This is a genomic window from Rhodococcus sp. Leaf247, from assembly GCF_001426185.1.
Taxonomy (GTDB): Bacteria; Actinomycetota; Actinomycetes; order Mycobacteriales; family Mycobacteriaceae; genus Rhodococcoides.
In genome coordinates this window covers 122,802-141,415 of record NZ_LMRP01000002.1, presented here as the reverse complement: position 1 = coordinate 141,415, position 18,614 = coordinate 122,802, and the positions used below count along the sequence as shown (strand labels likewise).

The 18,614-nt window shown below is 66.3% G+C and carries 19 protein-coding genes; 10 read left to right on the top strand and 9 right to left on the bottom strand.

Annotation, left to right across the window (positions count from 1 at the left end; genetic code table 11):
* The first annotated feature begins 11 nt into the window (after window positions 1-11).
* From ASG64_RS10120 to ASG64_RS10095, 6 genes are read left to right on the top strand one after another with little or no spacing between them, the layout of a single operon-like run.
* A complete protein-coding gene (locus ASG64_RS10120; protein ID WP_235579562.1) occupies window positions 12-833 on the top strand; it encodes an alpha/beta hydrolase in 822 nt (273 codons plus the stop codon).
* Window positions 834-1,703, top strand: a complete 870-nt coding sequence (locus ASG64_RS10115; RefSeq protein WP_056073253.1) for an SDR family NAD(P)-dependent oxidoreductase — start codon at window positions 834-836, stop codon at window positions 1,701-1,703.
* 2 nt (window positions 1,704-1,705) lie between these two features.
* Window positions 1,706-2,626 carry a hypothetical protein gene (locus tag ASG64_RS10110; protein ID WP_042575591.1) on the top strand — a complete coding sequence of 307 codons (921 nt, stop codon included), beginning with the start codon at window positions 1,706-1,708 and terminating at the stop codon, window positions 2,624-2,626.
* Window positions 2,623-4,134, top strand: coding sequence for a flavin-containing monooxygenase (locus ASG64_RS10105; RefSeq protein WP_056073250.1), 1,512 nt, complete (start codon window positions 2,623-2,625; stop codon window positions 4,132-4,134). The genes ASG64_RS10110 and ASG64_RS10105 overlap by 4 nt, the downstream gene beginning before the upstream one ends.
* A 34-nt stretch (window positions 4,135-4,168) precedes the next feature.
* Window positions 4,169-4,927, top strand: a complete 759-nt coding sequence (locus tag ASG64_RS10100; protein WP_042575589.1) for a MerR family transcriptional regulator — start codon at window positions 4,169-4,171, stop codon at window positions 4,925-4,927.
* A 35-nt stretch (window positions 4,928-4,962) separates the two neighbouring features.
* Entirely contained in the window at window positions 4,963-5,961 is a 999-nt protein-coding gene (locus ASG64_RS10095; RefSeq protein WP_056073247.1) for an SMP-30/gluconolactonase/LRE family protein, read from the top strand.
* Between the two features lie 729 nt (window positions 5,962-6,690).
* Here ASG64_RS10095 and ASG64_RS21230 read toward each other — a convergent pair.
* Window positions 6,691-7,191 (bottom strand): DUF3558 family protein, encoded by a 501-nt coding sequence (locus ASG64_RS21230; RefSeq protein WP_156388343.1) that lies wholly within the window; start codon window positions 7,189-7,191, stop codon window positions 6,691-6,693.
* A 338-nt stretch (window positions 7,192-7,529) separates the two neighbouring features.
* Between ASG64_RS21230 and ASG64_RS10085 the strand changes: the two genes are divergently transcribed.
* Window positions 7,530-7,982 carry a hypothetical protein gene (locus ASG64_RS10085; RefSeq protein WP_156388342.1) on the top strand — a complete coding sequence of 151 codons (453 nt, stop codon included), beginning with the start codon at window positions 7,530-7,532 and terminating at the stop codon, window positions 7,980-7,982.
* Here the strand turns inward: ASG64_RS10085 and ASG64_RS10080 are convergent.
* A complete protein-coding gene (locus ASG64_RS10080; protein WP_056073238.1) occupies window positions 7,960-8,613 on the bottom strand; it encodes an NUDIX hydrolase in 654 nt (217 codons plus the stop codon). The two genes, ASG64_RS10085 and ASG64_RS10080, sit on opposite strands and share 23 nt — an antisense overlap.
* A 62-nt stretch (window positions 8,614-8,675) precedes the next feature.
* Between ASG64_RS10080 and ASG64_RS10075 the strand changes: the two genes are divergently transcribed.
* Window positions 8,676-9,575, top strand: coding sequence for an ADP-ribosylglycohydrolase family protein (locus ASG64_RS10075; RefSeq protein WP_056073235.1), 900 nt, complete (start codon window positions 8,676-8,678; stop codon window positions 9,573-9,575).
* A complete protein-coding gene (locus tag ASG64_RS10070) occupies window positions 9,572-10,087 on the top strand; it encodes an O-acetyl-ADP-ribose deacetylase (RefSeq protein WP_056073231.1) in 516 nt (171 codons plus the stop codon). The genes ASG64_RS10075 and ASG64_RS10070 overlap by 4 nt, the downstream gene beginning before the upstream one ends.
* Here the strand turns inward: ASG64_RS10070 and ASG64_RS10065 are convergent.
* The 3 genes from ASG64_RS10065 to ASG64_RS10055 all read right to left on the bottom strand — a co-directional run bounded on the left by ASG64_RS10065 (window position 10,051) and on the right by ASG64_RS10055 (window position 12,690).
* Entirely contained in the window at window positions 10,051-10,494 is a 444-nt protein-coding gene (locus ASG64_RS10065; protein ID WP_042575581.1) for a DoxX family protein, read from the bottom strand. The two genes, ASG64_RS10070 and ASG64_RS10065, sit on opposite strands and share 37 nt — an antisense overlap.
* 250 nt (window positions 10,495-10,744) lie before the next feature.
* On the bottom strand, window positions 10,745-11,761 hold the full coding sequence (locus ASG64_RS10060) for an agmatine deiminase family protein (protein WP_056073228.1): 1,017 nt from the start codon (window positions 11,759-11,761) through the stop codon (window positions 10,745-10,747).
* Window positions 11,758-12,690, bottom strand: a complete 933-nt coding sequence (locus ASG64_RS10055) for a nitrilase-related carbon-nitrogen hydrolase (RefSeq protein ID WP_056073225.1) — start codon at window positions 12,688-12,690, stop codon at window positions 11,758-11,760. The genes ASG64_RS10060 and ASG64_RS10055 overlap by 4 nt, the downstream gene beginning before the upstream one ends.
* 81 nt (window positions 12,691-12,771) lie before the next feature.
* Between ASG64_RS10055 and ASG64_RS10050 the strand changes: the two genes are divergently transcribed.
* Entirely contained in the window at window positions 12,772-13,368 is a 597-nt protein-coding gene (locus ASG64_RS10050; RefSeq protein ID WP_056073222.1) for a TetR/AcrR family transcriptional regulator C-terminal domain-containing protein, read from the top strand.
* Here ASG64_RS10050 and ASG64_RS10045 read toward each other — a convergent pair.
* The 4 genes from ASG64_RS10045 to gabT are packed head-to-tail and all read right to left on the bottom strand — an operon-like array spanning window position 13,361 to window position 18,606.
* Window positions 13,361-14,884, bottom strand: a complete 1,524-nt coding sequence (locus ASG64_RS10045) for an APC family permease (RefSeq protein ID WP_056073219.1) — start codon at window positions 14,882-14,884, stop codon at window positions 13,361-13,363. The genes ASG64_RS10050 and ASG64_RS10045 overlap by 8 nt on opposite strands.
* On the bottom strand, window positions 14,884-15,783 hold the full coding sequence (locus ASG64_RS10040; protein WP_056073216.1) for a universal stress protein: 900 nt from the start codon (window positions 15,781-15,783) through the stop codon (window positions 14,884-14,886). The genes ASG64_RS10045 and ASG64_RS10040 overlap by 1 nt, the downstream gene beginning before the upstream one ends.
* A gap of 28 nt (window positions 15,784-15,811) precedes the next feature.
* Window positions 15,812-17,266, bottom strand: a complete 1,455-nt coding sequence (locus ASG64_RS10035) for an NAD-dependent succinate-semialdehyde dehydrogenase (RefSeq protein WP_056073212.1) — start codon at window positions 17,264-17,266, stop codon at window positions 15,812-15,814.
* Entirely contained in the window at window positions 17,263-18,606 is a 1,344-nt protein-coding gene (gene gabT / locus ASG64_RS10030; RefSeq protein WP_056073209.1) for a 4-aminobutyrate--2-oxoglutarate transaminase, read from the bottom strand. The genes ASG64_RS10035 and gabT overlap by 4 nt, the downstream gene beginning before the upstream one ends.
* Window positions 18,607-18,614 lie beyond the last annotated feature (8 nt).

Below are 18,614 nucleotides of genomic sequence, written 5' to 3'. Positions count from 1 at the left end.
TCGCTCGGGTCATGGTCGAGATCGCGATGCGAGCATGCGGCGGGCTCGCTCCCGGGACCACCGTGCGCAGCGTCGACGAGGACGGCGTCGTAGGGGAATGGGTCGACGCCGGCAGCTCAGCTCGGACCGGCGCGATTCTCTATCTGCACGGAAGCGCCTACGCGATCTGCTCGGCGCGCACTCACCGCGGACTCGCCTCGCGGCTGTCCGCGGCAACCGGGCTCCCGGTGTTCGTCGTCGACTACCGATTGGCGCCGGAGTTCCCCTTCCCGGCTGCGGCGGACGACGTCGAGGCCGCCTACCGCTGGTTGCTGTCGAGCGGATTCGACGCCGACTCGATCGTGGTCGCGGGGGACTCGGCCGGTGGGCACCTCGCGCTCGACCTGGTCCTGGACAACGCGCGCCGGTCGTTGCCGCAACCACGCGCCGTCGCGTTGTTCTCACCGTTGATCGACCTCACGTTCACGCTCGCGGAGAACCGTGAGCGGCAGCGGCGTGACCCGATGATCTCCGCCAGGGCTGCGAGGGCACTCACGTCGCTCTACACGCGGGACGAGCAGCCCGACATGCCGCGCCTCCGACTTGCCGTGGAAGCGGGAACGACGCTGCCTCGCTTCATCGTTCAGGCCGGTGGAGCCGAGATGCTGGTCGCGGACGCCGAGCATCTGCGCGACATCCTCGTCACCGCCGGTGGTGACTGCACCCTCGAAGTCTGGCCCGACCAGATGCACGTCTTCCAAGCGCTGCCCCGCATCGCACCCGAAGCCGACAGAGCGCTCCGCCGCGTCGCCGACCTCCTGGCCGTCACATCCACATCAGAAACGAGACTGTAGATGTTCACTCGAACCAGACCCCGCCTCACCCACGGTGCCGATGCCGTCGTCACGGGTGCCGGTAGCGGCATCGGCCGCGCGTTCGCCGTCGAACTCGCCCGTCGCGGTGGGCGAGTCGTCTGCGCCGACATCTCGCTCGAGCGTGCCGAAGCCACCGTGCGGATGCTCGACGGCCCGGGATTCGCCGTGCAGTGCGACGTGTCCGTGCAGTCGCAGGTCGAAGATCTCGCACTGTTCGCCGAGCTCGAATTCGGCGGCGCACCGACCGTGCTGATCAACAACGCGGGCGTCGGTATCGGCGGAAAGCCCGTCGGCAGCATCGGTTTCGACGACTGGAACTGGGCGCTCGGGATCAACCTGTGGGGCGTCGTGCACGGGTGCGAGACCTTCGTTCCGCAGATGCGCGCCTCCGGGCGCGGCGGCATCATCAACGTCGCCTCTGCCGCCGGATTCGCCGCGGCCCCGACGATGGGCCCGTACAACGTCGGCAAGGCGGGCGTGATGTCCCTCTCGGAAACTCTTGCCGCCGAACTGTCAGGCTCCGGCGTCGGCGTGACGGTGCTGTGTCCCACCTTCGTCAAGACCAACGTCGCTGTCGACGGGCGCATCACCGAACGATCCTCCGAGCTGGCGCAGAAGTTGATGCGCTGGACCGGGTTCACTCCGGAACGGGTGGCCGTGACCACCCTCGATGCGCTGGACAAGGGCCGCCTCTACGTCGTGCCGCAGATCGACGCCAAGGCGATCTGGTTGCTCAAGCGGCTCGTCCCCACGCTCTACACCCGAGGTGCCGGTCTTCTCGACCGACTTCTCCCCGGCGATCCCGCCCCACAAGCCCTTTCCGCTGTTACCACCTCGACAGGAGTATGACGATGGCCTTCGACTTCGACGCAATGCTGGACAAGATCAAGGACCGACAGTGGTCCCTTGCCGACATCGACTGGGATGCGCCCGGCGCGGAGATGATCCCGCCGGAGCAGCACGCGAAACTCAAGCCCTTCCTCTCCGACCTCATGTGGATCGAGAACGTCGGTGCCCGCGGCTTCGCGGCCATGGCACGGAAGGCGCCGACGGAGACGCTGCGTGAGATCTACCGCTACTTCCACGCCGAGGAGCAGAAGCACGCCAATGCCGAACTGGCACTGATGCGTCGGTGGGGCATGCTCGAGAACGACGAGATTCCGCAGCCGAACGTCAACGTCAAGTTGATCATCGACTGGCTGGACAAGTACTCCGACCAGACACCGCTCGCCGTGCTGGGCACCGTCATCCCGATGCTCGAGGTCGCACTCGACGGAGCACTGGTGAAGTTCATCGTCGACGAGATCGACGACCCGGTGTGCCAGGAAGTCTTCAAGCGCATCAACGCCGACGAATCCCGCCACCTCGCCGTCGACTTCGAGGTGATCGACCTCCTCGGTCACGCCAAGATGCGGCGGATCCTCGTCGAGACCGTCGGGGCATGGATGCACCCGTCGCTCCTCATCGGAACCCTGCGATACATCCCGCTGCTGAACAAGATGCGCGACAACATCGTCGAGATGGGCGTCGACGAGGAACGCCTCTACACCGCGATGAAGCGCTTCAAGAAGGTCGGTGAGCGCAGCGAGTTCCCGAAGCGCCTGCCGATGTACCGATTCATCAGCTGGCACGGCAGCGTCGTCATCAACCGCGACCACCCGTACCACAAGTTCGCCGACTCGATGGTGACGCTGACGGCCAAGTACCCGAAGCGTCTGCTGCGTCCGCAGCCGACGTGGTCCAAGGAACTCACCTACGAGCCCGTCGCATGACCGAGATCCTGTCGACCGCGATCATCGGCGGTGGCTTCGCCGGAATCGGTGCCGCTATCCGCTTGCAACAGCGCGGCATTCGAGACATCGCGATCCTCGAACGAGGAACCCGCCCCGGTGGTACCTGGCGTGACAACACCTATCCCGGTGCTGCGTGCGACATCCCGTCGCGGCTCTACTCCTACAGCTTCGCCCCGAACCCCGATTGGTCGCACACGTACTCGGGCAGCGCCGAGATCCTCGGCTACATCGACTCGATGGTCGAGAAGTTCGAGCTGGACAAGTTCCTGCGTTTCGACCACACCGTCGTCGATGTCACGTGGCACGAGGACCGCTCGCTGTGGGAGATCACCGTCGACGGCCGGCCACCGGTGCTCGCGCGAACCGTGGTCATGGCGTCGGGTCCGCTGGCCAACGTGTCGTTGCCCAAGATTCGCGGCGTCGAGACCTACGCGGGCAAAATGATCCACAGTGCCCGGTGGGATCACGAGTACGACTTCACCGGCAAGAAGGTCGCGGTCGTCGGCACCGGCGCAAGTGGCGTGCAGATCGTTCCCGAATTGGTGAAGATCGCCGAGTCGGTGAAGGTGTTCCAGCGCACGCCCGGCTGGGTGTTGCCCCGCACCAACTTCCGTACGCGTGGACTCACCCGGGCGATCTACCGCACCGTCCCCGGCAGCCAGACTCTCGCCCGCAAGGCGTGGTTCTGGGGACACGAGTCCGTCGCCCTCGGCGTGGTCTGGAACTCTCCGCTGACTCGCGTCGTCGAGGGAGTGTCCAAGCTGCACCTGCGTTCCCAGGTGTCGGACCCGTGGCTGCGTCGTCAATTGACGCCGGAGTTCCGTGCCGGCTGCAAGCGACTGCTCATGACGAGCAAGTACTACCCGGCTCTGCAGCAGGACAACTGCACACTGGTCACCTGGCCCATCGCGGGAATGTCCGAGAAGGGCATCCGGACCGTCGAGGGTGTCGAGCACCAGTTCGACGCGATCGTGTTCGCCACGGGGTTCGACGTCTCCAAGACGGGCTCACCGATTCCCATCACCGGCCGCGACGGTCGAGTGCTGGGGGAGGAGTGGAGCAGGGGTGCGCACGCCTACAAGTCGATCGCGGTGTCGGGCTACCCGAACATGTACTTCACGTTCGGACCGAACTCCGGTCCCGGCCACAGTTCCGCGTTGGTCTACATGGAGGCGCAGATCGACTACCTCGTCGACGCCATCGCCACGGCGGTCAACCAGAACTTCGTGCTCGACGTCCGCGCCGGGGTGCAGGCCGCCTACAACGCGGACCTTCAGCAGCGACTGACGAAGACCACCTGGAACTCGGGCTGCTCGAGCTGGTACCTGACCGAGGACGGGTTCAACGCGACCATGTTCCCCGGTTTCGCCACCCAGTACGTCAAGCAACTCGAGACGGTCGTCATGGCCGACTACTCGGTGACCGCGGCAACGAGCGGTAGTGAGCCGCTCCCGACGTCGGCAGGCGAGGTTGTCGGGGCACGTTAGTCTGGTGGAAACGCTGCACGGGAGGAGTTCGTCGATGACCGAGTACCGCATCGACGAACTCGCCCGTGCGGCCGGCACGACGTCGCGCAACGTCCGTGCCTACCGTGAGCGGGGGCTGCTCCCACCGCCGCAGAAACGCGGCCGCCTCGGTATCTACGACGACACGCATCTCGCGCGTCTACGTCTGATCGACATCCTGCTGCAACGCGGGTACACCACCACCCACATCAGCGACTTCATCGACGGGTGGGAAAGCGGCAAGGACCTGACCGAGGTTCTCGGACTCCAGCGCGCATTGACCGAGCCGTGGTCGACGACCGACGATGAGATGTCCCTGTCTGTCACCGAAGCGCGCGACGCGTTGGGGGACCCGGACGGGGAGCAACTGGCCCGCCTCGTCACCTACGGACTGGCGCGCATAGAAGGCGACCGGTGCACCTTCACCGATCCGAAATTGTTGCAGGGGTTCACCTCCCTGGCCGAATACGGGTTCGGGATCCGCGAGCTCATGGACATTCACGAGCGCATGTACGCCGCCGTCGACGGAATCTCCAAAGACATGATCTCGACTGTGAAGCATCACATTGTTGCGCGGTACGGCGAAGGCTGGATTCCCGAGGGCGAGGACGTCCTCCGCGCTACCCGGATGTTGCAGATCATGCGCACTCTCGCAGTGGATTCCGTGCATTCTCTGCTCGGCCGAACGCTGGATCGAAACCTGCAGGAACAGCTCGGCGAATACCTCGAAGTGGCGATCGACAACACCCCGCGATCGGACCGTAACTCCGCCTGATCACGCTATTCGGACTTTTGCGGCATGGTGGAGTCATGAACCGCACCAGATTGTCCGCTGCTGTCGCTCTCGCAGGCGCTACCGCCCTCGTCCTCACCGCATGCTCGTCGAGTGAGGAGGCGGCGCCGACTGCTGCTGCACCTGCGCCTTCTTCGTCCAGTCCTGCCTCGTCCAGTGCGCCCGCGAGTGCAGCGACCGTCTACACATTGCCGGGAACAGGCGTGTTTCCCGAGGGCATCACCGCCGACGACGACACGTTCTACGTCACCTCGACCTCGGACGGCGCCGTCTTCCGCGGCACCGTCGGGACCCCCGATGTCGCCCCGTTCCTGCCCGGCGGCCAGGACGGTCGCACAGGAGCGGCCGGGTTGGATGTCGACGACAACCGGCTGATCGTGGCCGGCGGCGCCACCGGGACCGTGTGGATCTACGACGCGCAGTCCGGCGAGCTCCGCGGAAAGTTCACCAACGGACTCGGACAGGACGCCACGTTCCTCAACGATGTCGTCATCGCGGACAACGGCGACGCGTACATCACCGACTCCCGCAGCCCCAACCTGTGGCGCATCCCGGCGGACGTATCCGGTGACGGCCGGCTCGAGTCGTTCGTCGACTTCACCGGATCGCCCTTCGCCTACGGGGAGGGCTTCAACGCCAACGGGATCGTCGAAGCCGACGACGACGGCGTGCTGGTGATCGTGCAGTCCAGCACCGGCAACCTGTACCGCGTCGATCCGTCCAAGGCCGTGACCCAGGTCGACCTCGGCGGGGAGATGCTGAAGAACGGCGACGGCATGGAGATGGAGGACGACACGCTCTACGTCGTCCGCAACCGCGACAGCCTCATCGCCACCGTGGACCTTGCCGACGACGGACGTTCCGGCCGAGTCACGGGTCAGATCACCGACCCCAGCTTCGCCTACCCCACGACAGTGGCAGACGTCGACGACCAGCTGCTGGTCGTGAACAGCCAGTTCGACAAGCGCGGCGGGGTGCCCGTGGAGCCCTTCACTGTGAGTGCTGTGGCTGAGTAGGTCCCGGCTAGCTGCAGGGGGTGTGCACACCGGTTCTGGTGAGTGCACACCCGTTGCTGCTGGCGGTAGGGGGTGTGCGCTTGGTGCAGGGGGTGTGCGCTCGATGCCTGGCTCCGTGCTGGGTGCTTTTGCTGGGGCTGCAGGGGGTGTGCACACGCATTGTGGTGAGTGCACACCCTGTGCTGCTGGCGGTAAGGGGTGTGCGCTTAGTGCAGGGGGTGTGCGCTCGGCGTCCGTCTGCGTGCTGGGTGCCTTTACTGGGGCTGCAGGGGGTGTGCACACGGGTTGCGGTGAGTGCACACCCGTTGCTGCATGCGGTGAGGGGTGTGCACTTGATGCAGGGGGTGTGCACTCGGCGTTCGGTGCGCGTATTTGGAACTGATCAGGTCAGCGCGGACCCGACTGCGTAATGTGCGACGTCACAGCGTCTTCGGTTGCTTCGTAGCCTACGCCGGCAGCGAGGAAGGCCTTGCGAAGATTAGTGGCGACGGTGATGTGAGCGGCAAGCATCGAGGCCAGAGAACCCTCAGGGCCGTGGGTGAGGTTCGAATACTTCTGCGCTAGGGCGATTCCTGATGGGAGTGCCCCGAACCCACCGGACCAGGTTCCGTCACTGACATACTTCGCGAGAGCCGAGACTTCTGTCGAGAATTGATCACAAGCTGCTGCGCAACGAGCAGCCGCGTCTCCAGTCAACTGAAAATCCATGCTCGTCTCCTAGTGCGCTCATCATGTGGGGAGAAAGGTATTGACGATCTGTGCAGCGTTTAGTGCACGTTCGCAATTATCGGCGTTGTCGGCCGCGCTGAGTTTCGACTCGACATTGACAATGATCATTCCTTGTGTCCACGGGAAGGCGATGTCGCACGGAGACGTCCCCATATCGTCTGGGCGCCGAAGTATGAAGGCGTCGCGCCTGCCGTCGAGTGAGACTGGAGTTCGTTCGACAATCCGAAGGTCGTCGACTACCTGCTCTGCGGTCAGGCGAGAGGACGTGACGGATAAAAAGTAGGTGGCGGAACTCCAGACGCACGGGTCGAAATTCTGACTAGCGAAGCCCCCCGGCAGATGATCACTCACGACCGCCGGGTCAGCTCCCGCCGCACGGATGGCCTCATCAGGTACGACGGCGCAGGGATCGAACAGTTCGTTGCTCACGGGTTGTGCGGTGCCGCTGACCTCGCCGCAACCGACGATGAGGGCAGCGATTGCCACGCCCGCCGCGACCATCGCTCCACTGTTTCGCTGCACAGGGGGTTGGACGCACCGATCGGTGAGACGGTTCCATGAGTTGCGCGCTGAGCCCGTCGCTCGGCGCACTTTGCAAAGTGCGCACACCACCGTGCGCTGCGCGCGGCGCGTTCCGGGCAGAACTCACGGACACCCAGGCGCTGCGCCCGTCGCTCAGCGCGCTCTGCAAGGTGCGCACACCACCGCGCGCTGCGCGCATCACAGCGCCCGGCGGCGGGCGCTGGGCGCGGCGCGCCACGCGCCGAGCGCCGCACAACCGAGCGGAACCGTTTCGGGCCGGCCCACGTCGAAGGCTGTACCGACGACGGAGGGAAGTCATGACAGAAACACATGTGGACACCGGTATCCGAACACTCAGCAACGCAACACCATTGGCGGTACTTGTCGCGTTCGCGACGCAGGTCGCAGTTGCCTCCATCGCTTATGTGGTGGGGTTCGGGGCGATCTTCGTCAGTGCTCTGGCCGCATTCGCGAGTGTGGAGGCGTCGCCGGGTGCGGCGTTCGTGGCGTCATTGACCGAGGCGTGGGCGCTCCTCTTCCTGATCGCGGGAGTCGGGCATACGGTGCTAGCGGTCATGATCGTGCAGAGGCGTCGGGCGTCGCTGCTCGTCGTCACCGGCGTGAGCGTGGCGTGGCTGCCGGTGGTGCTGCATTCCCCGATGGTGTGGCCGCTGGTGGTGGTGCTGCTCGGCTCGGCCGCCTTCTGGTGGGCGCACATGCTCCGACGCCACGGGGTGAGCCGGCGACCTACAGCAGAAGTGCTGCGATAGAACTGGGGAACGTCGCCTCGGGCCGACGCTCGTACAGTTCGGCCGGGCGCCCGCCTGCGGCGGAGGTGGTGTCGCCCGTGCCGGTGAGCGAGTCGATGACGTGTCGACGGAACGTGTCCTTGCGCAGCGGCCGGTCGAACACCACCTCGTACAGCGTGCGTAGCTGCAGCAGGGTGAACCTGTCGGGGAGCAGGTGGGAGGGGTCGGGGCGGACGGCGTACCTGGCGCGCATGTCGCTCACCGCCGCGGACACCATGTCGGCGTGATCGAAGGCCATCGGCTCGACGGGCGCGCCGGAGTGCACCGCGACGAGTTCGGTGTCGGCCGGGAGAGAGTCCAGCGACGCTTCCGCGCAATGCGCCATCGACAGGACCCACCCCCTGTCGTCACGAGAGGGATCGTCGAACATCCGCAGTTGGTGGAAGTGCAGACCCTCGATGTGGGCCTTCGTCGCCAGTGCGCGCCGTGCCGCGTCGGCCAAGGTCTCGCCCGAGTGCAGGAATGTTCCCGGTAGGGCTGCACCCCAGGGTGATTCGACCACGACGACGTTGACTGCCCCGCCGTGCACGGTGAGGACCGCGACGTCCACGGCGACGGAGGGTCGCGGATAGGAGGTCAAGTCGGTAGTCATGGGTTGCAGCTTAGCGCAGTCATGCGTTATGGTTAGCGCACAATCGAGCAAAGGGGTTCGGCATGAAGCTGACCAGCGATCAGATGACTCGCGCACAGGGCGTACTCGTGGCAACCGCGGCCGGCGATGCGCTCGGTGCCGGATACGAATTCGGGTACCCGACGCCGGACACCGTGATCGACATGATCGGCGGGGGACCGTTCGACTGGGCGCCGGGCGAATGGACGGACGACACCTCCATGGCGGTGTGCATCGCGGACGCGCTGGTGGAGGGCCGCGGACTGGACGGCATCGCGGAGAACTTCGTCGCGTGGATCGACACGAAACCCGCGGATGTCGGCAACCAGACACGCGCCGTGCTGTCTGCGCGCAGTGGTTCCGCAGCGGAGATGACCAAGGTCGCTTCGGGGATTGCCGGCCGGACAGGCGGCAACGGATCGTTGATGCGAACTGCACCGGTGGCACTGGCGTTCCTGGGCGACGCCGATGCGCTTGCCGACGCGTCCGTCCGTATCAGTGCGCTCACGCACTCGGATCCACAGGCCGGTGAGGCCTGCGCGTTGTGGACGGCCGGCATCAGACACGCCGTTCTGTACGGGAACTACGACGGGATCCGCGCCTCGGCCGGTGACTGGGCACCCCTGCTGGACGCCGCCGAGAAGGGGACGCCTGCCGACTTCGCGAACAACGGCTGGGTGGTGCACGCGTTGCAGACGGCCTGGTGGGCGATCTCCACCACGGAGGAAGACGACGACCAGCTGACCGCAGCATTGGAGAAGTGCGTTCGGGCGGGCGGCGATACGGACACAACGGCGGCAATCGCCGGTGGACTGCTCGGAGCACGATGGGGTGTATCAGCGGTACCGGATGCGTGGATCTCGATGCTGCACGGGTACCCGGGACGGAGCGGCGCGGATCTCGTCGGCCTCGCTCGGCGTCTCGTAGAAGGAGCAGAAGCATGACCGTCATCGATGTGATCACCGGAGACATCACCGCCGTACGAGCAGACGTCATCGTCAACGCCGCGAACTCGACGCTCCTCGGAGGCGGCGGTGTGGACGGTGCGATCCATCGGGCCGGTGGTCCGCAGATCCTGACAGCGTGCAAGCTGATCCGCGCCACGACGCTGCCGAACGGTCTGGACACCGGCGCCGCCGTCGCGACGCCCGCAGGACGGTTGCCGGCTCGATGGGTCATCCACACGGTCGGCCCGAGGTACTCCGCACGCGAAGACCGGTCGGCCGTCCTGCGCGCCGCGTACGAGCGGTCGCTCCTCCTCGCGCAGTCCTTGGGCGCCACCTCGATCGCATTCCCCCTGATCTCGGGCGGCGCCTACGGATGGCCAGTGGAGGTGGCGGTCGCGGAACAGGTACGCGCCGTCTCGACCGCTCCCGTGTCGGTCGATCTGGTCACTCTGGTGGCGTACTCGGCGGAGATTCAGCGGCTGACTGCGCGTGCGGTGGAACGCCTCTGACGGAACGCCGCCCACGCTCCCGTGCACCACAGAGCCCACACGACGAGCACAGGCTGGAACACCAACCGGATGGCGCGCGCTCGGTCGGTATCGAGCCCGAAGGCGTCGGTGTGGGTGACGAACTGCGAGATGTTGCCGGGGAAGACGGCGACGAAGAAGAGAGCGACAACCCATCCCACCGCAGGTGCCCGGTGGGGAAGCAGTATCAGGCAGAGTCCCAGCACGATCTCCACGACTCCGGACGCCAGCACGACCACATCGGTGTCCACCGGAACCCACGGGGGAACCTGCGCCGCGAATTCCTGACGCGCCCAGAACAGGTGGCTCAGTCCGGCGAACACGAGAAACGCGCCGAGGACGAGTCGCCCGACGATTCTGGGTACGTGCGACCTGCGCGCTCTGCTCATGAGGGCCAAATTACGCGCCCCAGTGCGCGGTCGATCGCAGATTCGTCGGCGAAGACACGGTTCTCGCAGTACAGCGTGTCGCCGAGGCACTCCTCGTCTCCGCAATCGCAGTAGCCGACGGACTCGAGATACCACCGGCCCCCGTATTCCACGCCGAGGTCTCGCGCCACTCTGCTGTCGATCTGCGTGCGTCGTCCCCGTCGATATTCGCCCATGATTCCCGTCCCCCCCGGTTGTCGGTGACGTGAAGTTAGAGCAGGGGTACGACAGCCGCGGGTTGGTTCTGGGTGATGCAGTGGATGCCCCCGCCGCGGGCGAACAATGGGCGCGCGTCGACGGGGACGACGCGCCTGCCCGGGTACGCCTCGGACAGGATGCGCACGGCCTCGGCATCGTTCGGGTCGTCGAAACTGCACGCGACGACGCCGCCGTTGACCACGTAGTGGTTGATGTAGCTGTAGTCGACGAACCCGTCGTCGTCGCGCAGAGTCTCCGGTGCGGGCACCGGGACGACACGCATGCCGGTAGCGGTCAGGATGTCGGCGACCTCGCGGCTGATCTCGTGATCGGGGTGCGCCGGATCGCGCTGATCGTGCACCAGCGCGACTCCGGGAGACGGCAGTGCCGCGACGATGTCGACGTGTCCACGCGTGCCGTAGGTCTCGGAGTCGCGTGTGAGGCCTCGCGGTAACCACACTGCACGGTCGACTCCGAGTGTGCGGGTCAGCTCGGCCTCGACGTCGGCCCTCGACCACCCGGGATTGCGGCCGGGATCGCGCTGCACCGTCTCGGTGACCAGGACTGTGCCGGCGCCGTCCACCTGGAGGCCACCGCCCTCGCCGACCATGGTCGACGAGACGAGAGTCGCGCCGGATTCCGCGGCGACCAGCGCCCCGATCAGGGAGTCGTTCCCCCACGATGCCCAGTCCTGTGCGCCCCACCCGTTGAACGTCCAGTCGACGGCGCCGAGGGTCCCGTCGTCGGCAAGGACGAACGTGGGACCGATGTCGCGCATCCACGCATCGTCGAGTGGTGCGTCGACGATGGTGATGTCCGCTCCGAGATACGTTCGTGCAGTGTCGGTCTCGCGCGGGTCCACCACCACGGTCACCGGTTCGAACTCGGCGACGGCGTGTGCGACGGCCGCCCAGGTCGAACGGGCCTCGTGGTGCTCTTCGGGGGAGTCGCCCAGCGAATATCCGGGGCTGGGGAAGGCCATCCACGTGCGTTCGTGGGGCGCGGTCTCCGCCGGCATCCGCCACGTCATCGTGTGGTTCTCACAGGTTCGGTGAGCGTGCCGTAGGTGTCGGGGCGACGGGTGTCCAGGAACGGGAAGAGAGTCAACCAGTCGCGTCGCTGGTCGAGGTCGAGATCCACGACCAGAACTGCCGACTCGTCGCGCGGCGCCTGAGCCAGGATGCGCCCGTAGGGATCGGAGACGAACGACGACCCGTAGAACGTGATCGCACCCTCGTTGCCGTAGCGGTTGGGCGCCACCATGAAGGTGCCGTTGGCGATGCCGTTGCCGACGATCACCTGCTGCCACAGTGGTTGGGTATCGAAGGCGGGATGGTCGGGCTCGGAGCCGATGGCCGTCGGATAGACCAGCACCTCGGCTCCGGCAAGGGAATACGCCCGGGCGACCTCGGGGAACCACTCGTCCCAGCACGTCGGCATGCCGAGCGCGACGTTCGCCGCGTGATGAACGGGGTAGGGATCGGCGGCCGGTCCGGGGCGGAAGTAGGTGTCCTCGTAGTACCCGGCGGTGACCGGGATGTGGAGCTTGCGTGTGCGAGCGAGAAGCGAGCCGTCCGGCGAGACCAGGATGGCGGTGTTGAATCCGAGACCGTCGTCGGATGTGTCGTCCTTCTCGTACAGCGACGCGTGGACGACGATCCCCTGGCGCGCTGCAGCATTCGCTGCGAACGCGAACGTCGGCCCGGTCAGCAGATCCTCCGCGTCGCGGGCTGCATTGCGGTCGCCCCGTACGAACGCGGGGTACCGGCTCAGAGTCAGTTCCGGGAGGAACGCGATGGTTGCGCCCTCTCGCGCCGCGATGGCGATGCCCTCCTCGAGTTCGGCCTGCGTCTCCTCGTGCCACCGGTGTTGGACCACGGCGATACGGACGGGCGCACGCTCGGTGTCGCGAGTCCGCGCGGGAGAGTCGGGTGGTGTCGTGGCGGTGATGGTCAACATCGGGGTCCTCGTCCGTAAAACGAATGTGATTCGTTAAGTATGGTGTGACGACGCCCTCGACGCAAGAGGAAGGAAGTTCCGATGCCGCGCCCGTCCACCCGGTTGCTCTCCGCCGACCTCATCACCGACGCCGCCCTGGCCCTCGTCGATCAGCGTGGCGACTTCACGATGCCCGGGTTGGCCGAGAAGCTGTCGGTGCGGCCGTCGTCGCTGTACAACCACGTGTCCGGGCGTGCGGCGATCGTCGAGTTGATGCGCACCCGGCTGATGGCGGGCATCGAGATTCCCCATGACGTCGACTCGTGGAGTGAGGCGGTCACGCGTATCGCCCGCGAATATCGACGCAACTATGCACGGCACCCGCGGGTGATCCCGCTGTTCACCGCGCACACGGTCCGCGCCGCGGTGGCGTTCGACATGTACAACGCCTTGGCGACGGCATTGACCGACGGGGGATTCCCGCCGTCAGACGTGCTCCACGCCATCACGGCCGTCGACAGTTTCGTGCTCGGATCGGCGCTTGATCTCGCTGCGCCGGAGGAGGTCTGGGCACCATCGGACGAAGCCGACGTCGCGTTGCGCGCTGCGCTCGCGACGTCGGCTCCGGGCCGCGCGGACGCGTCCTTCGAATTCGGGCTCGGTGTCCTGGTGGCAGGCCTGCGAGCTCGCGTCAGCTGACGAGGTCGGATTCGTCCCTCAGTGCCTCGGTCTCGGTGGTCAACGTCTCGCCGCGGAAGAAGGCCGGCGACCGGAACCGCATGACCATCATCAGCACGGCGCCGACGATGAGGATGCCGAAGCCGAGGAAGAACACCAGTCCTATGCCGCCGATCTCGGCGCCGCTCCCGTTCTCCGGATCCATGCTCTCCTCGAGCGAGACCACGAACACCGCGAGAAGAATCAACCCGCCGACGAGGGGGAAGATCAGGCGGAACACCGTGTTCCGGACGCTGGCGAACAGCGTGCGGCGGAAGTACCAGACACAGGCGAAGGCCGTGATGCCGTAGTACCAGCAGATCATGATGCCGAGCGCGGCGATGGTGTCGATCAAGGTGTTCTCGGACAGGAACGTCACGGCGGTGTAGAAGACGGCGGTGATGACTCCGGCAGCGACCGTGGAGACCGACGGCACCAGGAACCGGGGACTGACCTCGGCCAGCTTCTTCGGGAACGCTCCGTACGACGCCATCGCGAGAGACGTTCTCGCAGCGGGCAGGAACGTGGTCTGCAGGCTGGCGATGGATGAGACGAACACTGCCAGGTAGAGCAGCATGCCGCCCCAACTGCCCAGCACCGGGTCGGCGAGAGCGCCGAACACGTTCTCGGCGTTGTCCGGATTGCCGAGTCCGAGACCGTCCTCGCCCACCCCTGCGTACATCATCGCCGCGACCGCGACGAGGAGGTAGGTCAGAAGAATCGTTGCCACACAGAGCAATCCGGCACGTCCGGGAGTCTTCTTGGGGTTCTTCGACTCCTCGCCGAGGGTCAGGCACGTATCCCAGCCCCAGAACGCGAAGATCGAGCCGGTCAGACCGATCACGAAGGCGCCCATTGTCAGACCGGTGAACGGATCGAACCAGCCGAGGTCGAACGAGAGGCCGGCGGGTGCATCACCCGCGCCGACATGCACCAGCGCGGCGACGGCGAAGGCGAGAAGCAGTACCATCTGGAACCCGACGAGCGCGACCTGCAGCTTCTCGCTGGTCGTGATGCCGCGACTCGCGATCCAGGTGGCCAACGCGATGAACACCACCGTCGTGCCGACATTGACCAGCTTGTTGCCGGGAAGATCGGCGATAGACGGAGCGTCGAAGAGCTTGGCGATGAACAGATAGAAGAACTGCACGGCGATGGCCGCCAGGTTGGACAGCACGATGATGGTGGCGATCACCATGCCCCAACCGCACATCCAACCCACGTACGGACCGAACGCCTTGGTGGACCACGTGAACGACGCGCCGCAGTCCGGTGAATCGGAGTTGAGCTCGCGGTAAGCGTACGCGGTGAGGAACATCGGAATGAATCCTGCGATGAAAATGGCGGGCATCTTCAAACCGACGGCCGCGACGATGAGGCCGATACTCGCGGTGAGCGTGTACCCCGGGGCAACGGAGGAGATGCCCAGTACGGCTCCGGACAGGGTGCCGATGCGGCCGACCGCCAGTCCCTTCGAGGAGGTGATCTCGGTGCTCATCAGGAAGCCTCCGTGCTGTCGGAACTGCCGGTCTCGGGAAGGAACTCGGTGGCCGGGACGACCACCATGGGAACGGGAAGAACGCGCAGCATCTTCGATGCGGTCGATCCCAGGAAGAGACGTCGGGGCTGCGCCAGACGGCTGGAGCCGACGACGACCACGTCGCCGTCTTCCCAGCTCAGACTCTCGACGGCGGCCTCGACGGTCGATCCGTCCGCGACCGACGACGTCACGGTCAATCCGTCGGGCAGACCCTTCCGGGCCGAATCGTGCAGCGTCCGCGCATGCTCGATCGCCAGAGCCTCGTTGCCGGTGTCGCGACGCACATCCATTCCCGACATGTCGTCCAGCGGAACCAGAGACAGCAGCCGAAGGGACGTGTGCATTCGCTCGCACGAGCGAACTGCAGTCCGCAGCACTAGATCTGCACCCTGTCGAGTGCCCAGGGCGGCAGTCACTTCGCGGATACGCTCGGCCTCGGACTTGCGATATCCGAAGGGCGCGAGCGCCAGCGGAATCGGGGCCGAGTGCAGCAGTTCCGTCGACACGCTTCCCAGCGAGTGTCGCCCGAGCAACCCGTCCTTGGCGCCGCCGACCACGATGGCATCGGCGTCGAGGCGGGCAGCCTCGTCGAGCAGTCCGGCCGAGAAGGACTCCGAGAAACTCAGGTGCACCTCGGTCCTGATGTCACTCGGCACCGTTGCTGCGGCCTCCGCCAACCATTTGCGGCCCTTCGCGGCCAGCAGATCCTCGAAGTGTGCCTCGGCGGGGACGGCCCGGTCCGGAGGCAGCACCATGCAGATGTCCAGCGTCGCATCGAGACTGCGAGCGAGCTGCCCACCGAGCACGAGCCCGTCCTCCCCGCTGGGGGTGGCGAGATAACCGACGATCAACCGCATTGGAGAGCTCCCTGGGTGTCGGGCGGAATTACTGGAACGCGACGTACTTGGTGTCGAGGTACTCGTCGATGCCCTCGGTGCCGCCTTCGCTGCCCAGGCCGGACTGCTTGACACCACCGAACGGTGCGGCGACGTCGGACACGACGCCGCGATTGACGCCGACCATGCCGGAGGCGATCTTGTCCGAGACCCGGAGTGCCCGATCGAGATCGCGGGTGTAGATGTACGCGGCCAAGCCGTACTCCGTGTCGTTCGCGGCGTCGATACCGTCCTGCTCGTCGTCGAACCCGGTGATGGCGGCGACCGGACCGAAGATCTCCTCGCGGACGATGCGCGAGTGGGCCGGCACCTCGTCGAGGACGGTGGGGCGATAGAACCACCCGGGCCCGTCCACGACGCTGCCTCCCGTCCGCACACGGGCACCGGCGGCGACGGCGTCGTCCACGAGCGACTCGACGTTGCGACGCTGCTTCTCGTTGACCAGGGGGCCGACGTTCGTGCCGTCCTCGGAGCCCGGACCGACCGTCAATGCGGCGATGCGTTCGGTGAGTTTCACCGTGAATTCCTCACGGACGCTGTTGGCGACGATGATGCGGTTCGCGGCCGTGCAGGCTTCGCCGCCGTTCCGCATCTTCGCGGCCATCGCACCGTCGACGGCGGCATCGATGTCGGCATCGTCGAAGACTACGAACGGTGCGTTACCACCGAGTTCCATCGACGTACGCAGCACGTTTCTCGCCGACTGCTCGATCAGGATCTTGCCGACGCGGGTGGACCCGGTGAAGGTGACCTTGCGCAGACGGTCGTCGGCAAGGAGCGGTTCGGTCACTCCCGCTGCGTTCGAGGCGGGCAGCACCGACAGAACCCCTGGCGGCACCCCGGCCTCGGACATGATCTGTGCGAGCAGCAGCATGGTCAGCGGGGTGTCCTCGGCGGGCTTGACGAGGACGGTGCAGCCCGCGGCGAGCGCCGGACCGATCTTGCGGGTTCCCATGGCCAGCGGGAAGTTCCACGGGGTGATCGCCAGAACGGGGCCGACGGGGACCTTGGTCACCAGGATGCGACCGGCGCCCGACGGGGACTGCGTGTAACGGCCCTGGATCCGTACTGCCTCCTCGCTGAACCAGCGGAGGAATTCGGCGCCGTACGTCACCTCTCCCCGACTTTCGGGGAGCGCCTTGCCCATCTCCAGTGTCATGAGCAGCGCGAGATCCTCGGTCCGCTCGATCACCTTCTCCCACGCCGTGCGCAGGATCAGCGACCGTGTCCGGGGCGCGGTCGCCGCCCAGTCGTCCTGCGCCGCAGCTGCACTGTCGAGGGCGCGCAGCGCATCCTTCTCGCCGGCGTCGGCGACGTGAGCGAGGACGTCACCGGTCGCGGGATCGTGCACGGCGAATGTGCCGCCGTCGGCGGCGTCGACGAAGGCACCGTCGATCCACAGACCGGTGGGGATGCTCGCGAGTAATGCAGCCCTGTCGGTCACTGTGCTGCCAGGTTCCGGACGACGGTCTCGAGGACAGTCAGCGCGTCGTCGAGAAGGTCGTCGCCGATGACCAGCGGGGGCAACAGCCGGATGACGTTGCCGTACGTGCCGCATGTCAGGAGTACGACACCCTCCGCCAGTGCATGCGCCGCAATGGCTTTGGTGATGGCGGGGTCCGGTGTATCGGTCCCCGGAACCACCAGCTCGATGGCCAGCATGGCGCCGCGCCCACGCACGTCGCCGATCACGGAGGTCTGTTCCGCGAGGGCACGCAGACGCGGCATCGCGACCGATTCGATGTGCCGAGCGCGCCCGGACAGGTCGAGCGACTTCATGGTCTCGATGGCGGCGAGGGCAGCCGCGCAGGCCACCGGGTTGCCGCCGTACGTTCCGCCGAGCCCGCCTGCATGGACGAGATCGAGGAGATCCGCGCGGCCGGTGATGGCCGACAACGGCATTCCCCCGGCCATGCCCTTCGCCATCGTGATGATGTCGGGGACGATGCCCTCGTCGTCGCTGGCGAACCACGACCCTGTTCGACAGAACCCGGTCTGTACCTCGTCGGCGATGAAGACGACGCCGTTCTCCCGCGCCCAGGCCTGGAGCGTCGGCAGGAAGCCGGGTGCGGGAACGATGAAGCCACCCTCGCCCTGGATGGGCTCGATGATGATGGCGGCCAACGAGTCGGCGCCGATCTGCTTCTCCATGCGGTCGATCGACGCCAGCGCGGCCTGCTCACCCGTCAGGCCGGCCTGATCGCGGTAGGGGTACGACATCGGCATCCGGTAGATCTCCGGTGCGAACGGCCCGAAATTCGTCTTGTACGGCATGGTCTTCGCCGTCAGCGCCATCGTCAGGTTGGTACGGCCGTGATAGGCGTGGTCGAACGCGACGACGGCGTCGCGGCCGGTCGCCAATCGCGCGACCTTGATCGCGTTCTCGACGGCTTCCGCGCCGGAATTGAACAGGACGCTGCGCTTCTCGTGATCACCGGGCGTCAGGGCGGCCAGTTGCTCGGCCACCGCGATGTATCCCTCGTAGGGCGTGACCATGAAGCAGGTGTGCGTGAAGTGACCGACCTGCTCCCGGACGGCCTCCGCGACAGCGGGATCGGAGGCGCCGACGCTGGTGACGGCGATGCCGGCTCCGAGGTCGATCATCGAGTTGCCGTCGACGTCGACGATCACGCCGCCGTCGGCATCGGCTGCGTAGACGGGGACGCTGGAACCGACGCCGGCGGCGACGGTGGCACGGCGACGGGCTGTCAGTTCCTGCGAGCGCGGTCCGGGAAGTTCGGTGAGAAGGGCGCGCTTCTGAGGAAGGCGGTAGGTGATGTCCATGGTGAAGT

What these genes read in the sequence shown, in the direction of transcription:
- ASG64_RS10120 (WP_235579562.1), top strand. Translation starts at nt 12, where the DNA reads ATGGTCGAGATCGCGATGCGAGCATGCGGCGGGCTCGCTCCCGGGACC.
- ASG64_RS10115 (WP_056073253.1), top strand. Translation starts at nt 834, where the DNA reads ATGTTCACTCGAACCAGACCCCGCCTCACCCACGGTGCCGATGCCGTC.
- ASG64_RS10110 (WP_042575591.1), top strand. Translation starts at nt 1,706, where the DNA reads ATGGCCTTCGACTTCGACGCAATGCTGGACAAGATCAAGGACCGACAG.
- ASG64_RS10105 (WP_056073250.1), top strand. Translation starts at nt 2,623, where the DNA reads ATGACCGAGATCCTGTCGACCGCGATCATCGGCGGTGGCTTCGCCGGA.
- ASG64_RS10100 (WP_042575589.1), top strand. Translation starts at nt 4,169, where the DNA reads ATGACCGAGTACCGCATCGACGAACTCGCCCGTGCGGCCGGCACGACG.
- ASG64_RS10095 (WP_056073247.1), top strand. Translation starts at nt 4,963, where the DNA reads ATGAACCGCACCAGATTGTCCGCTGCTGTCGCTCTCGCAGGCGCTACC.
- ASG64_RS21230 (WP_156388343.1), bottom strand. Translation starts at nt 7,191, where the DNA reads ATGGTCGCGGCGGGCGTGGCAATCGCTGCCCTCATCGTCGGTTGCGGC.
- ASG64_RS10085 (WP_156388342.1), top strand. Translation starts at nt 7,530, where the DNA reads ATGACAGAAACACATGTGGACACCGGTATCCGAACACTCAGCAACGCA.
- ASG64_RS10080 (WP_056073238.1), bottom strand. Translation starts at nt 8,613, where the DNA reads ATGACTACCGACTTGACCTCCTATCCGCGACCCTCCGTCGCCGTGGAC.
- ASG64_RS10075 (WP_056073235.1), top strand. Translation starts at nt 8,676, where the DNA reads ATGAAGCTGACCAGCGATCAGATGACTCGCGCACAGGGCGTACTCGTG.
- ASG64_RS10070 (WP_056073231.1), top strand. Translation starts at nt 9,572, where the DNA reads ATGACCGTCATCGATGTGATCACCGGAGACATCACCGCCGTACGAGCA.
- ASG64_RS10065 (WP_042575581.1), bottom strand. Translation starts at nt 10,494, where the DNA reads ATGAGCAGAGCGCGCAGGTCGCACGTACCCAGAATCGTCGGGCGACTC.
- ASG64_RS10060 (WP_056073228.1), bottom strand. Translation starts at nt 11,761, where the DNA reads ATGACGTGGCGGATGCCGGCGGAGACCGCGCCCCACGAACGCACGTGG.
- ASG64_RS10055 (WP_056073225.1), bottom strand. Translation starts at nt 12,690, where the DNA reads ATGTTGACCATCACCGCCACGACACCACCCGACTCTCCCGCGCGGACT.
- ASG64_RS10050 (WP_056073222.1), top strand. Translation starts at nt 12,772, where the DNA reads ATGCCGCGCCCGTCCACCCGGTTGCTCTCCGCCGACCTCATCACCGAC.
- ASG64_RS10045 (WP_056073219.1), bottom strand. Translation starts at nt 14,884, where the DNA reads ATGAGCACCGAGATCACCTCCTCGAAGGGACTGGCGGTCGGCCGCATC.
- ASG64_RS10040 (WP_056073216.1), bottom strand. Translation starts at nt 15,783, where the DNA reads ATGCGGTTGATCGTCGGTTATCTCGCCACCCCCAGCGGGGAGGACGGG.
- gabT (WP_056073209.1), bottom strand. Translation starts at nt 18,606, where the DNA reads ATGGACATCACCTACCGCCTTCCTCAGAAGCGCGCCCTTCTCACCGAA.